This is a genomic window from Pseudomonas sp. MYb327 (genome assembly GCF_040438925.1).
Taxonomy (GTDB): Bacteria; Pseudomonadota; Gammaproteobacteria; order Pseudomonadales; family Pseudomonadaceae; genus Aquipseudomonas.
The window spans coordinates 4,547,417-4,561,585 of sequence record NZ_CP159258.1 but is presented as its reverse complement, the minus strand read 5'-3'; the positions used below and the strand labels follow the sequence as shown (position 1 = coordinate 4,561,585).

The window sequence follows — 14,169 nt, the reverse complement described above, 5'->3', positions numbered from 1 at the left end:
TATCGTTAGGTCGCTACAGATTAAATCGTAACCAGACCGCGCACACCCTCGGCTTCCATATTTTCGCCGCGACCTTGTTGCACAATCTCGCCCCGGGACATCACCAGGTATTGATCGGCGAGTTCAGCGGCGAAGTCGTAAAACTGCTCCACCAGCAAAATCGCCATGTCACCGCGAGCGGCAAGCTTCTTGATCACCGCGCCGATCTCCTTGATCACCGACGGCTGGATACCTTCAGTGGGCTCGTCGAGGATCAGCAAACGTGGGCGGCTGGCCAAGGCTCGACCAATGGCCAGTTGCTGTTGCTGACCACCGGACAAGTCCCCGCCACGGCGTTGCTTCATTTGCAGCAACACCGGGAACAACTCGTAGATGAACGCCGGCACTTCCTTGGCTTGCGAGCCGGGAAAGCGCGACAGGCCCATCAGCAGATTTTCTTCCACGGTCAGGCGCCCGAAAATTTCCCGGCCCTGGGGCACGTAGGCGATCCCGGCATGCACCCGTTGGTGCGGCTTGAACGTGGTGATTGGCTTGCCTTCCCAATTCACGGCGCCTTCTTTGGCCGGGAGCAAACCCATCAGGCACTTGAGCAGAGTGGTCTTGCCCACACCGTTGCGCCCGAGCAGGCAAGTGACTTCACCGACCTTCACGTCGAACGTCAGGCCTCGCAGGATGTGGCTCCCGCCGTAATACTGGTGCAGTTTGTCGACTTGCAGCATTTCCAAACTCCTCTCAACCTCCGTAGGAGCCGGCTTGCTGGCGATGGCGGCGTATCAGCCAACATCAATATCGCCTGACCCACCGCTATCGCTGGCAAGCCAGCTCCTACAGGTTTTGCATTGGCAAATCTCAGCGACCGAGATAAACCTCGATCACCCGCTCGTTATCCTGCACCTGCTCCAGCGACCCTTCAGCCAATACGCTGCCCTGGTGCAACACGGTGACGTGGTCGGCGATGGAGCCGACGAAGCCCATGTCGTGTTCCACCACCATCAGCGAATGCTTGCCGGCCAGGGTCTTGAACAGCTCGGCGGTGAATTCGGTTTCGGCGTCGGTCATGCCCGCCACCGGTTCGTCGAGCAACAGCAGTTGCGGGTCCTGCATCAGCAGCATGCCGATTTCCAGAAACTGCTTCTGACCGTGGGAAAGCAAACCGGCAGGGCGATTGACCGAGGTCGTCAGGCGAATGGTGTCGAGCACTTCGGCGATGCGATCCTTTTGTTCACCATTGAGCCGTGCCCGCAGGCTGGCCCACACCGACTTGTCGGTTTTCTGTGCCAGTTCCAGGTTCTCGAACACGCTCAACGCTTCAAACACCGTCGGCTTCTGGAACTTGCGACCGATGCCGGCCTGGGCGATCTGCACTTCGCTCATCTGCGTCAGGTCCAGGGTTTCGCCGAACCAGGCCTTGCCGTGGCTCGGGCGAGTCTTGCCGGTGATCACGTCCATCAGCGTGGTCTTGCCCGCACCGTTGGGGCCGATGATGCAGCGCAGTTCGCCGACGCCGATGTACAGGTTCAGATCATTCAGCGCCTTGAAACCGTCGAAGCTGACGCTGATGTCTTCCAGGGTCAGGATCGTGCCGTGGCGGGTGTTCAGGCCCTTGCCGGCACGCTGGCCGAGGCCGACGGCATCGCGACTGGTGCCGGCATCGCGGTTGGGTTCCAGCGGCGGAAAGAACGCCGGTTCGAGCATGAATTCAGCGGTCGGAGTGGTTCTCATTTTACAAGCCTCATTGTTCGCCGTTCTTTTTCAGCAAACCGATCACGCCCTTGGGCAGGTACAGGGTCACGACGATGAACAATGCACCGAGGAAGAACAGCCAGTATTCCGGGAACGCCACGGTAAACCAGCTCTTCATGCCGTTGACCACGCCAGCGCCAAGCAAGGGGCCGATCAGCGTGCCGCGTCCACCAAGGGCTACCCAAACGGCGGCTTCGATCGAGTTGGTCGGCGACATTTCACTCGGGTTGATGATCCCGACTTGCGGCACGTACAACGCGCCGGCCAATCCGCACAACACCGCACTCAAGACCCAGACAAACAGCTTGAATCCGCGAGGATCGTAGCCGCAGAACATCAAGCGGTTTTCCGCATCGCGCAGCGCGGTCAACACCCGGCCGAACTTGCTTTGCGCCAGACGCCAACCGATAAACAGGCTCGCCACCAGCAACAGCACCGTGGCGAAAAACAGCACTGCGCGAGTGCCCGGTTCGGTAATGCCAAAGCCGAGAATCGTGCGGAAGTTAGTGAAGCCGTTATTGCCGCCAAACCCGGTTTCATTGCGGAAAAACAGGAGCATCCCGGCGAAGGTCAGGGCTTGGGTCATGATCGAGAAATACACGCCCTTGATCCGCGAACGGAAGGCGAAAAAACCGAACACCAACGCCAGCAACCCCGGCGCCAGTACCACCAGGCACAGGGTCCAGAGGAAGCTGCTGGTGCCGGTCCAGAACCACGGCAATTCGGTCCACGACAGGAACGTCATGAACGCCGGCAAACCATCCCCCGAAGCCTGGCGCATCAGGTACATGCCCATCGCATAACCGCCGAGGGCGAAGAACAAACCGTGGCCCAGAGACAGCAGGCCGGCGTAACCCCAGACCAGGTCCAGCGCCAGGGCGACAATGGCGTAGCAGAGAATCTTGCCCACCAGCGTCAGGGTGTAGGCCGAGACGTGAAACACGCTGACCGGCGATAACAGCGAGAGCAATGGCAATGCCAGCAACAGGGCGAGAATCACCGCGCCCACGGCAATCGTGATTTTGGGGCCGGCCTTTTGCGTGGCCGTAATCAGTAGAGGCTGGTTCATCAGTCGATCACCCGTCCTTTCAGTGCGAAGAGGCCTTGCGGACGTTTCTGGATGAACAGAATGATCAGCGCGAGGATGAGGATCTTGCCGAGTACGGCACCGATTTGCGGTTCGAGAATCTTGTTGGCGATGCCGAGGCCGAAGGCAGCGAGCACGCTACCGGCCAGTTGCCCGACACCGCCGAGCACCACCACCAGGAACGAGTCGATGATGTAGCTCTGGCCGAGGTCCGGGCCGACGTTGCCGATCTGGCTCAGGGCCACGCCGCCGAGGCCGGCGATGCCCGAACCAAGGCCGAAGGCGAGCATGTCCACGCGCCCGGTGGGCACACCGCAGCAGGCGGCCATGTTGCGGTTCTGGGTGACGGCGCGCACGTTCAAACCCAGGCGCGTCTTGTTCAGCAGCAGCCAGGTCAGCACGACGACAAACAGCGCGAACGCGATGATGACGATGCGGTTGTACGGCAGCACGAGATTGGGCAGTACTTGAATCCCGCCCGACAGCCACGCGGGGTTGGCGACTTCGACGTTCTGCGCGCCGAATACCAATCGAACAAGCTGAATCAGCATCAGGCTGATGCCCCAGGTGGCGAGCAGGGTTTCCAGCGGACGCCCGTAAAGGTGGCGAATCACCGTGCGCTCAAGCGCCATGCCGATTGCCGCAGTGACGAAAAACGCGACCGGCAAGGCGATCAACGGATAGAACTCGATGGCCTGCGGAGCGAAGCGCTGGAACATCAACTGCACCACGTAGGTCGAGTAGGCGCCGAGCATCAGCATCTCGCCATGGGCCATGTTGATTACGCCAAGCAGACCGAAGGTGATCGCCAGACCCAACGCAGCGAGCAGCAGGATCGAACCGAGAGACATGCCGCTGAAGGCTTGCCCGAGGACTTCGCCAACCAGCAGTTTGCGCTTGACCTGGGCGAGGCTGGTTTCGGCGGCGGTGCGCACCGTGACATCGGCTTCGACACCTGGCTCCAACAAACTTTCGAGGCGGGTGCGCGCCAGCGGGTCGCCGGTTTCACCGAGCAGGCGCACCGCGGCAAGGCGCACGGCCGGGTCGCCGTCCACCAGTTGCAGGTTGGCCAGGGCCAGGCTCAGGGCGGCGTGGACGGTTTCGTCTTGTTCGCCAGCCAGTTGCTGGTCGAGAAATTTCAGCTGCGCGGGTTTGGCGCTTTTCTGCAATTGCTGCGCAGCGGCCAGACGGATTTTGGCGTCGGCGGCGAGCAATTGGTGGCTGGCCAGAGCGGTGTCGATCAGACCCCGCAGGCGGTTGTTCAGGCGCAGGGTTTTGGCTTGACCATCGACGGTCAACTCGCCTTGTTGCAGAGCGTTGATCAATTCGATGCGGGCCGGATCGGGCTGCGCGGCCCAGGTTTCCAGAAGCTTTGCTTGCTGCACGGGATTGGCGGCGACGAAATCTTCGGCGTCACCGGCGTGGGTGGCCATCGGCAGCAAAAGCGCGATGGCGAGGATGAAGCGGTAAAGGGCAGTGGGCATGTCGAACATCCTGGTCATGCACGGACCCTGCAGGAGCTGGCTTGTCAGCGATGGCGGTCTGTCAGACAGACCGCGTGATGCTGATCGCCAGCAAGCCGGCTCCTACAAAGGTGTTGTGTCGGGCTTAGTTGCTCTTCATCGCGTAATCCGGCTTCTTGTCGTTACCCGGAATGAACGGGCTCCACGGCTGGGCACGGATCGGGCCTTCGGTCTGCCACACAACGTTGAACTGACCGTCAGCCTGGATCTCGCCGATCATCACTGGTTTGTGCAAGTGGTGATTGGTTTTGTCCATGGTCAGGGTGTAGCCGGACGGCGCGGCAAAGGTCTGGCCGCCCAAGGCTTCGCGGACCTTGTCGACGTCGGTGGACTTGGCTTTTTCCGCGGCTTGCGCCCACATGTGGATACCGACGTAGGTGGCTTCCATTGGGTCGTTGGTCACGGCTTTGTCCGCGCCCGGCAAGTTGTGTTTCTTCGCGTAGGCTTTCCAGTCGGCGACGAATTTCTTGTTCGCCGGGTTCTCCACCGATTCGAAGTAGTTCCACGCCGCCAGGTTGCCCACCAGCGGTTTGGTATCGATGCCGCGCAGTTCTTCTTCGCCCACCGAGAACGCCACGACTGGAACGTCGGTGGCTTTCAGGCCCTGGTTGGCCAGCTCTTTGTAGAACGGTACGTTGGAGTCGCCGTTGACGGTGGAGATAACGGCGGTCTTGCCGCCGGCCGAGAATTTTTTGATGTTGGCCACGATGGTTTGATAGTCGCTGTGACCGAACGGGGTGTAGACCTCTTCGATGTCCTTGTCCGCCACGCCTTTGGAGTGCAGGAACGAGCGCAGGATTTTGTTGGTGGTGCGCGGGTAGACGTAGTCGGTGCCGAGCAGGAAGTAGCGCTTGGCGCCGCCACCTTCTTCGCTCATCAAGTATTCCACGGCCGGGATCGCCTGTTGGTTCGGCGCGGCGCCGGTGTAGAACACGTTCGGCGACATCTCTTCACCTTCGTACTGCACCGGGTAGAACAGCAGGCCATTGAGCTCTTCGAAGACCGGCAACACCGATTTGCGCGACACCGAGGTCCAGCAACCGAACACCACGGCGACCTTGTCCTGGGTCAGCAACTGACGGCCCTTCTCGGCGAACAACGGCCAGTTCGACGCCGGGTCCACGACGACCGGCTCCAGCATCTTGCCGTTCACGCCGCCCTTGGCGTTGATCTCGTCGATGGTCATCAGCGCCATGTCTTTGAGCGATGTTTCGGAGATCGCCATGGTCCCGGACAACGAATGCAGAATACCGACCTTGATGGTCTCGGCGGCCTGGACAGTCCAGGTCATGCCCATCGCGGCAATGCTTGCCGTGAGTGTGAAAGCCTTGATCAAACTGCGACGCTTCATTGTGCGATCTCCATGAACTTATGAATTTTCTTGGTTGGCAGATGCGGACTACTGAAGGGTGTTTTGCAAGGGCTGTGCCCGGTCGGGGAAAGGCAGGGAAATGTCGGTTTAGAGCGCTTGCACGGTTGGGCGACGCACCATGAAGGATCGCGTCTGGCGCGTTGGTGCGAAGCGGTGCGCCAGATTGGGGCGAGCAGGCTCGCTCCTACAGTTCGATATGCAGTGAATCAGCGGCGGCGCATCAGGCCGATGAAGAACAGCCCGCCAATCGCCGCAGTGGCAACACCGATGGGAAGGTCTTCTGGAGCGATCAACGTCCGTGCAGCAACATCGACCCACACCAGAAAGATACTGCCAAGCAACACGCACACGGGCAGCAATCTACGGTGCTCCGCCCCCACCAAGCGCCGCGCAATGTGCGGCACCATCAGCCCGACAAAACCGATCGAGCCGCTGATGGACACCAGCACCCCGGTCATCAGCGAGGCGATCACAAACACCCGCAGCCGCACCGTTCGCGCATTCAGTCCCAGCGTCACCGCCGTCTGCTCGCCCGCCATCAATGCGTTCAGCGGCCGAGCCATGCCGAGCAACAACACCAGCCCCAACAGCACGCTGGCGGCCGGCACCGCGAGCAGTTCCCAACGCGCCAATCCAAGACCGCCGAGCATCCAGAACATCACCGCCGAACTGGCGCGGTGGTCACCGAGAAACAGCAGCAGGTTGGCAATCGCCATCATCACGAATGACACCGCCACGCCGCACAGCAGCAAGCGATCGCTGTCCAGCCGACCGCTGCGGTTGGCGATCATCAGCACCACCAACATGCTCAACAGCGCGCCGATGAATGCCGCGATGGGCAAGGTCAGCAGACCGACGATTTCGCCCACGTGCAGCACCACGATCACCGCGCCCAACGTCGCGCCAGAGGTCACGCCTAGCAGGTGCGGATCGGCCAGCGGGTTGCGCGTCACGGCTTGCAGCACCGCACCGATCAACGCCAGCCCGGCACCCACCAGCGCGCCGAGCAACATGCGTGGCACGCGAATCAGCCAGACGATGTGTTCCTGTCCGGCGCTCCAGTCCGGCATCCCGAAGCCGAACAGCTTGTACAGAAGAATCCGCCACACCACGTCCACCGGCACCCGCGCCGGGCCGAAGCCCAGCGACACCACGCACGACACCAGCAACAACGCGCCCAGAACCGTCAGTAGCCAGGCGTAGCGACGATTGATCATGCGCCGTGGAAGCCCTTGGCCAGGGTTTCGACGGCCAAGACGTTATCGATCCCCGGCGTCGCTTGCACATAAGGAATGACGACGAAGCGCTGGTGTTTGATCGCGTCCACCGATTGCAGCGCCTTGTTGCTGCGCAGAAATTGAATCTTCTGTTGGGCAGTGACTTCGCCGTAGTCGACGATCACGATGACCTGCGGATTGCGCTCGACCACGTTTTCCCAATTAACCCGGGTCCAGCTCGCGTCGACATCGTCGAGCACGTTGCGCCCGCCAGCGGCGTCGATCAGGGCCTGTGGCATGCCGAGGCGGCCCGAGGTCATGGCCCGGTCTTCGCCACTGTCGTAGAGAAACACGCGGGGTTTGTCGGCCGGCAGATTTTTGTGGATGTCGGCAATTTTCGCCTGCATTCCGGCGATCACGGCGTTGGCGCGATCCTGCACGTCGAAGATCTTTCCGAGGTTCCGCAGGTCGTTGTAGGTGTCTTCCAGTGTGGCCGGCGGGCGTTTCATCACGAACGCGCAGGATTCGGTCAACTCATAGACGTTGATGCCCAATGGCTGCAGGGTTTGCGGCGTGAGGTCACCGCCCACGCGCATGCCGTAGTCCCAACCGGCGAAGAAGAAATCGACGTTGGCGTTGAGCAGGGTTTCCACCGACGGGTACTTGGCCGCCAACTCCGGCAGGCCGTCGAGGATGCTCTGCATGTCGGGCGTCACCGCCTTCCAGCCGGAGACGCCGCTGTACCCGACCATCTGCGACTTGAGGCCGAGGGCGAGCATCATCTGGGTCATGTTGATGTCGTGGCTGACCGCGTGTTTTGGCGCCTGCTGGAAGGTCACTTCACGGTTGCAGCTCTGGACCGTCAAAGGGTAATTCGTGGGCTCGGCAAATGCCTGGGCGCTGCCCAGCAACAGGGCGAAGGAAAGACCGGAGCGCAGCAGATTCATGGTTGGGTTATCCAGGTAATTCGAGGGTAGCCGTGCAAAGGGTGTTCATCGATCAGCGCTTCGACACCGAACACATTGCGCAACAGCGCGGCGTTGAGAACGTCTTTCGGCGTGCCACTGGCAACGATGCGACCGTGATTGATCACGTACAGCCGATCACAAAACGCAGCGGCCAGGTTCAGGTCATGGATGCTCGCCAGGGTGCCGATCTTCAAGCGCTTGACCAACTGCAAAAGCTCCAGTTGATAGCGCGGATCGAGGTGATTGGTCGGCTCGTCGAGAATCAGTAATTGCGGTTGTTGGGCCAAGGCACGGGCGAGGATTACCCGCTGCTTTTCGCCGCCTGAGAGGGTGGAGAAAGCGTGGTCCTCGAACCCCCGAAGACCGACCGATTCCAGGGCCTGGGTCGCGAGGCTTCGATCCTCGATCGTGTCGCCATCGAACAGGCCTTTATGCGGCGTGCGGCCCATAGCGACCACTTCCTCCACTGTCAGGCCGAAGGCATCCGGAAACTCTTGCAACACCACGGCGATGCGTTGCGCGCACCAGCGTGAGGATTGTGTCCAGACGTTTTGGTGGTCGAGCCGGACCTCGCCGCTGTGCGGTTTGCTGAAGCGCCAGGCACAACGCAGCAGGCTGGTCTTGCCGCTGCCGTTGGGGCCGATCAAGCCGACAAATTCACCGGGAGCCACGTGCAGCGAGGCATCATGCAGTTGGAACTGGTGATGGCAGTGGCCGTGGCCCAGCGGGGACCATGTGATGTTTTTGAGGTGAAGCGAGGTCATGCCGTGGCTCTTGAGGTGAAGCTGATGGCCCCATCGCTGGCAAGCCAGCTCCTACAGGGTTCGTGTACGTTTTGTAGGAGCTGGCTTGCCAGCGACGAGGCCCGAAAAGGCAAAGGTGATGCGCGGGAAGTCTACAGTGCTCTGTGTCCCGCGCATCTCGCGTGTCTCAAGATGAAGATGAGGCCGATTCAGTTTGCCGGGTGAAGCGCGACAGCAGCACACGATCCAGCACCCAGACCACCACCAGTGAAGCGCCCACCAACGGGAACGCAACGGCCAGTGCGAACATGATGACCATCGCGGTTTTCCATTTCGGCAGGTCGTGGCGCAGAGGCGGAACGCCGAACTTGCCTTGCGGGCGACGCTTCCACCAGATCACCACGCCGCTGACGGCGCTGAGCAGGATCATCAGGCAGATCAGCAACACGATGATCTGGTTGAGCGTGCCGAACATCTTGCCTTCGTGCAGCATCACGCCGATTTCCGTGGCGCGGGCGACGGTGCCGTAGTGTTCGTAGCGCACGTCGGCGAGGACCTTGCCGGTGTACTGATCGATGTGCAGCGTGGCGTCATTGCGCGGGTCGTCGGCGAACACTGCGATGGTGAACACGCCGGTGTCGGTGGTCGGGAAGGTGATGCTGTAACCCGGCTCAACCTTGCGTTGCACAGCGATGTTTTGCACGTCTTGCAGGCTGATGGTCGGCGCGGCGGGACCGGCTTGCGCACCGCCGTGGGCCATGTGTTCGGCGTGATCGCCGGACATCGGCATCGGCGTATTTTCCATGGCCCAAGGCACGGTCTGGCGCGTGGCGCTGTTAAGGCTGCGTGCCTCGACGTCGGACTTCGGCACGTTGTCCCACATCGCCGCCGGAAAGACGTTCCAGACAGCCGCGTATTGCTGGCCCCAGAACCCGGTCCAGGTCATGCCGCTGAGCAGCATCACCAACAGCAGGGAGGCGCCCCAGAACCCGGTGACCGCGTGCAAGTCACGCCAAAGCACTCGCCCGCGACTGCTCAGGCGTGGCCATAAAATGCCGGCAGCCTGTCCGCGCGGCCACCACAGGAACACCCCGGAAACCACCAGCACTACGCCCCACCCGGCGGCCAGTTCCACCAGCCGGTCACCGACGGTGCCGATCATCAGTTCACCGTGAATCGCTCGGGCGATGGCTTGCAGGTTCTTCTTGGCGTCTTGCTCGCCAAGGATGTTGCCGTGGTACGGGTCAACGAACACATTGAGCTCGTTGCCGCCATTGAGCACGACGAACTGGGCGCTGCGTTCAGCGTTGACTGGCGGCAGGTACTGTTTGATCGTGCCTTGTGGATAGGCGTCCTTGACTCGCTTGAGCAGGTCGTCGGCCGGAACCGTGTGGTGACCGGCCGGGACGTTGAGCAGGCTGCTGTACATCAGCGAATCGAGTTGTGGTTTGAACAGGTAAATAGTGCCGGTCAGGGCCAGCATCACCATGAAGGGGGCTACGAACAGGCCTGCGTAGAAATGCCAGCGCCAGGCCAGGTTGTAGAAGTTCACTTTGGGCTGTTTCATCACGTGTGCTCCGCATTGGCTTGGATCTTTTAGTTGTGTGTTGGCGGTTGCCGCGCAACCGATCGCGAGCAGGCTCGCTCCTACAGGGGAGCGGGCCGCCGCGAAGCTGTTAGAAACTCATGTCAATCTTGGTCCAAAGGGTGCGCCCCGGTTCCTTGATGGCCTGCGGGTCATCGGCCGGGTAGCCGAAACCGGCGTTGCCTGCCAGGTTCAGGTGTTCGGCGTAGGCCTTGCCGAACAGGTTGTCGACGCCGCTGCTGACCTTCCAGTTGTCGTTGATCCGGTAGGCGCCGTTGAGCGAGAACACGGCGAAACCCGGTGTCTTGTCGAAGTCCTTGCCCACCACATTGCCTTTGTTCTGATCGATGCGGTTTTGCGCGGCGACCACTCTCCACAGTGCGCCGGCGCTCCAATTGTCTTCGCTGTAGGTCAGGCCGAACCGTGCGTCCAGCGGCGGCATTTGCGGCAACGCCTTGCCATCGCTGCTGTTCTTGCCCCAGGCGTACGCCAGGGTTGCATCGGCTTTCCAGTTGCTTGTCAGGTTGTAAGCTGCGCCCAGTTCGCCGCCCATGATTCGAGCGTCGATGTTCTCGGCCTGGGAAGTTGTGGTGGTGTAGTTGAATAAAATGTAATCGCGAACCTGGCCGACGTAAGCCGAAGCCCACGCTTCGAGGTCTTGGGTCTTGTATTGCAGGCCGACGTCGAGCTGGGTGGTTTTTTCCGGCTTGATCGCATCGAAGGCATTCACCGATCCGGCGGGCCCGGAGTTGGGCGAAAACAGCTCCCAGTAATCGGGGAATCGCTGGGTGTGTCCGAGGCCCGCGTATAGCGTGGTCGGGCTGTCGGCCAGGTCGTGCTCGAAGCGGATGAAACCGCTGGGCAGCGTGTCTGCGCGAGTATCGTCGGCCGTCGGGTTCGGCCGGGTCATCATTCCCGAGCCGGTGGTCTGCCGGAAGTCCTTGGCCGAGGCGCGGTCCAGGCGTGCGCCGGTGATGAGACGGTCACGGTCGGCGGCGTACCAGGTCAGTTCGCTGAATACCCCGTAGTTGTGGAAGTCGGCGTCTTTTTTGAAGGGGCCGTCGTTGTAGGTGTCAACGCCCATGGCGCTGCGTTGGCGATGTTCGTTGGTCTGCGCATCGATGCCGCTGATCAATTGCACGTCGGTCCAGCGCCAGGTCGCCTTGATGCGGGCACCGAGGGTGCGGCGGTCGACGTTGGACGCCATGGGCCCGGCCATCATCCCGGTGCCGGATGGCGTACGCAGGCTGTAGTTGTCCATTACGTGGTCGGCGTAGTTGTAGTAAACCTGCGCTTCGAGCTTTTCCAGCACGTCACTGAGGTTGGATTTTTCGAAGCGCAGGCCGAGGCTTTCGCGCTTGAACTGCGAACCGTCCATGCCGCGCCCGGCGTAACGCGCCTCACCATCGCCCTTGCCGGCCGTCAATTCCAGCAGGGTGTCGGTGTCCGGGGTCCAGCCCAGCGCCACGTCGCCGTTCCACTTGTCATAGCGCGAGGCCACGGTGTCGTTGTTGCCGTCCTGGTAATCGTCGGCGTGGGCCGTGTTGCCGATCACCCGCACATAGCCCAATGAGCCGCCAGCAGCGGCGTCCACCACTTTGTCGAAGCGACCGTTGGAACCGGCCAGCACGCTGGCATTCACCCGGGTGCCGAGTTCGCCGAAGCTTTCCGGTTCACGGTCGAAGAGGATGGTGCCGGCTGAGGCGCCCGGTCCCCAAAGTACAGTTTGCGGACCTTTGATCACGGTCAGTTTGTCGTAGGTTTCCGGTGAGATGTACGAGGTCGGCGCGTCCATCCGGCCGGGGCAGGCGCCGAGCATCATGCCGCCGTTGGTGAGGATGTTCAGCCGCGAGCCGAACATGCCGCGCAGCACTGGGTCGCCATTGGTGCCGCCATTGCGCACCTGGGCGAAACCCGGAATGGTCTTCAGATAATCCGAGCCGTCGCTGGCCGGCACCGGTTGGCGCGGTTCCTTGGGGTTGGTAACGATGGTCAGTGGCGAGCTCGGTGCAATCGCGGTGATCACCGTCGGGCTCAGTTCTTCACTGTGGCCGGTGTGTTCATCGGCCAGCGCTGAGGGCGTCAGCAGGGCGCCGCACAGGACGGCGGTAGCGTGTCTGAATCGAATCGCGGATTCGTTCAGGGTCGAAGTGGCTTGGGCAGGGCTCAAGCGTGAGTCAGCAGAAAACCTGGACATGACAATTTCCATCGAACAGTCGTAAACGACACGGCCGACAGCCTGGAGCTGTCTCTTCAACCGTGTGAAATCAGTTGGGGTGTTTACGCGACGACGGGTGGCGCACGGGTGCGGGCGCCGGGGAAGAAGGTTTGCCGGGCATGGCCCAAGCGAGGGGAGGGTGTGGTGAAAGTGTTGGCGGGCGGGGTGTCGAACGCTGCGAATGAAGCGCCACCGGTGAGCGCCGGGCAATTGAACAGCAGGCTGCAATAGCCGCACTTTTCCCAGGCGGCGTGATGACCGGTTTGTGGCGGACAGTGCTCGGCGTCGGCTTGCGCGCCGTGGTCGGCGTGCTCCATCGCCGACATATCCATGTTCATGTCCATGTCCATTGACATGTTCATGGACATCGAGGTGCGCGAATCCATCGGCATCGACTGAGAAATCAGCGGGCCGATAAAAATCATCAGCATGGCGAACAGGCTGATCCAGCTACCGCGCGTCAGGCTCAATGGCTGACGGCGTGATCTGGATGACCTGGCGCTAAGCGGGCGCATGGGCGTCTTCAGCTCGGGCGATTACTGGACGTGCGCATGCTTTTGCATGTCTTGCGGCGCCTGCTTCTGCACCGCCACTTCGACCTGCACGTCACCGGCCTTCTCGAAATGCATGGTCAGCGGGAAGCGCTTGCCGTCGCTCAACAGGCTGCGGTCTTTCAGGTTCAGCAGCATCACGTGGTAAGCCATGGGCGCAAAGGTTACTTCGCCGCCGGCAGGAATTTGCACGCTCGGCACGTGCTGCATTTTCATCATGTCACCTTGCATCACGTGCTCATGCAGTTGAGCTTCGCCGGCAATGGGCGTGTCGACGCTGAGCAGGCGGTCAGCGGTTTTGCCTTGGTTGTGGATCACGAAGTACGCCGCGACGGTCGGCGCGTTGGGCGGCAGTTCCTGGGACCAGGGGTGAGCGATTTCCAGTTCGCCAGCCTTGTATTCATGGGCATTGGCAAAGCAGGCAGGCAGCAGCAACGCGGCCAGAACGATGAGTTTGTTCAACATGGCAGTTCTCCAGAGCGATTCAAAACGCAGATCAATTGCGAGAAGGAATCAGACCAGAGGGGACGCGCGGGGATTGAGGCTCGGCCATTGCTGGCGCGGTGTCGGGGTGTTGAGTGACGCGGGGGGCAGGGCTCGATTGGCTTCGTAGCTCGCGAAATACAGCTGCGGTTCATGGCCGGGCAACGCTACCAACGGTGCGGAACCAGAGCAGCACCAGCAATGCTGCATGTTGGAATGATCGTCGTTTTGCGGGTTTTTTTGCTCAATGTCGCCTAGGGAAATCGCCACCATTTTGGTGCCGCTTGAAGAGCAGAAACTGCCCCACAACAACTGTTCGGCAGGCGACTTCGCCGTCTGCGCCATCGCACCGGACATCGGCATGGCGAGCATGTTGAACAGCACTGCGAAGCAGGCTATCCAGGCAATTGCGAGCCGTTGTCGGGACATGGGACAAAATCCGGTGGGTGGGCGATCAGGCGCGGGCTATTTAGCCTGATCAGGGCCGATAAGTAAAAAAGCGGCGTGCGGTTTGGTGTCGCAGCACATTACACAACAGTGGCATGCAAACGCAGACCAAGAGCCTTCATAACCTTCATGATAGTCGCGAATTCAGGATTGCCAGTGCTGCTGAGCGCTTTGTACAGACTTTCGCGTCCTAAGCCGGCATCACGGGCGAATTTGAAATTCGCAGGCTCCT

The 14,169-nt window shown here is 61.1% G+C and carries 13 protein-coding genes and 1 pseudogene; all 14 read right to left on the bottom strand.

The window, feature by feature from the left end; translation table 11 throughout:
• Positions 1 to 20 precede the first annotated feature (20 nt).
• Positions 21 to 719: an urea ABC transporter ATP-binding subunit UrtE gene (gene urtE / locus ABVN21_RS20585; protein WP_339554264.1), complete on the bottom strand. Its 699-nt coding sequence runs from the start codon at positions 717 to 719 to the stop codon at positions 21 to 23.
• Positions 720 to 849: 130 nt separating this feature from the next.
• Complete coding sequence (gene urtD, locus ABVN21_RS20580) at positions 850 to 1,722, bottom strand: urea ABC transporter ATP-binding protein UrtD (RefSeq protein WP_339554263.1); 873 nt, start codon at positions 1,720 to 1,722, stop codon at positions 850 to 852.
• A 10-nt stretch (positions 1,723 to 1,732) separates the two neighbouring features.
• On the bottom strand, positions 1,733 to 2,812 hold the full coding sequence (gene urtC / locus ABVN21_RS20575) for an urea ABC transporter permease subunit UrtC (protein WP_339554262.1): 1,080 nt from the start codon (positions 2,810 to 2,812) through the stop codon (positions 1,733 to 1,735).
• A complete protein-coding gene (gene urtB, locus ABVN21_RS20570; RefSeq protein WP_339554261.1) occupies positions 2,812 to 4,314 on the bottom strand; it encodes an urea ABC transporter permease subunit UrtB in 1,503 nt (500 codons plus the stop codon). The genes urtC and urtB overlap by 1 nt, the downstream gene beginning before the upstream one ends.
• 124 nt (positions 4,315 to 4,438) lie before the next feature.
• A complete protein-coding gene (gene urtA, locus ABVN21_RS20565; RefSeq protein WP_339554260.1) occupies positions 4,439 to 5,704 on the bottom strand; it encodes an urea ABC transporter substrate-binding protein in 1,266 nt (421 codons plus the stop codon).
• Positions 5,705 to 5,931: 227 nt separating this feature from the next.
• Complete coding sequence (locus tag ABVN21_RS20560) at positions 5,932 to 6,942, bottom strand: iron ABC transporter permease (RefSeq protein WP_339554259.1); 1,011 nt, start codon at positions 6,940 to 6,942, stop codon at positions 5,932 to 5,934.
• Positions 6,939 to 7,889, bottom strand: coding sequence for an ABC transporter substrate-binding protein (locus ABVN21_RS20555; RefSeq protein ID WP_339554258.1), 951 nt, complete (start codon positions 7,887 to 7,889; stop codon positions 6,939 to 6,941). Before ABVN21_RS20555 ends, ABVN21_RS20560 begins: the two co-directional genes overlap by 4 nt.
• Positions 7,886 to 8,674 (bottom strand): ABC transporter ATP-binding protein, encoded by a 789-nt coding sequence (locus ABVN21_RS20550; RefSeq protein ID WP_339554257.1) that lies wholly within the window; start codon positions 8,672 to 8,674, stop codon positions 7,886 to 7,888. The genes ABVN21_RS20555 and ABVN21_RS20550 overlap by 4 nt, the downstream gene beginning before the upstream one ends.
• A 166-nt stretch (positions 8,675 to 8,840) precedes the next feature.
• The gene (locus ABVN21_RS20545) at positions 8,841 to 10,220 is read right to left on the bottom strand and encodes a PepSY domain-containing protein (protein ID WP_339554256.1); all 1,380 of its coding nucleotides are present in this window, start codon (positions 10,218 to 10,220) and stop codon (positions 8,841 to 8,843) included.
• 109 nt (positions 10,221 to 10,329) lie between these two features.
• A complete protein-coding gene (locus ABVN21_RS20540; RefSeq protein ID WP_339554255.1) occupies positions 10,330 to 12,435 on the bottom strand; it encodes a TonB-dependent copper receptor in 2,106 nt (701 codons plus the stop codon).
• A gap of 83 nt (positions 12,436 to 12,518) precedes the next feature.
• Positions 12,519 to 12,971 carry a DUF2946 domain-containing protein gene (locus ABVN21_RS20535; protein ID WP_339554254.1) on the bottom strand — a complete coding sequence of 151 codons (453 nt, stop codon included), beginning with the start codon at positions 12,969 to 12,971 and terminating at the stop codon, positions 12,519 to 12,521.
• Positions 12,972 to 12,992: 21 nt separating this feature from the next.
• Positions 12,993 to 13,472 (bottom strand): copper chaperone PCu(A)C, encoded by a 480-nt coding sequence (locus ABVN21_RS20530; protein ID WP_339554253.1) that lies wholly within the window; start codon positions 13,470 to 13,472, stop codon positions 12,993 to 12,995.
• A 48-nt stretch (positions 13,473 to 13,520) separates the two neighbouring features.
• Complete coding sequence (locus ABVN21_RS20525) at positions 13,521 to 13,919, bottom strand: DUF2946 domain-containing protein (protein ID WP_339554252.1); 399 nt, start codon at positions 13,917 to 13,919, stop codon at positions 13,521 to 13,523.
• A 98-nt stretch (positions 13,920 to 14,017) separates the two neighbouring features.
• Positions 14,018 to 14,152 (bottom strand): annotated as a pseudogene (locus ABVN21_RS20520) (addiction module antidote protein); the annotation flags it as partial.
• Between the last annotated feature and the right edge of the window lie 17 nt (positions 14,153 to 14,169).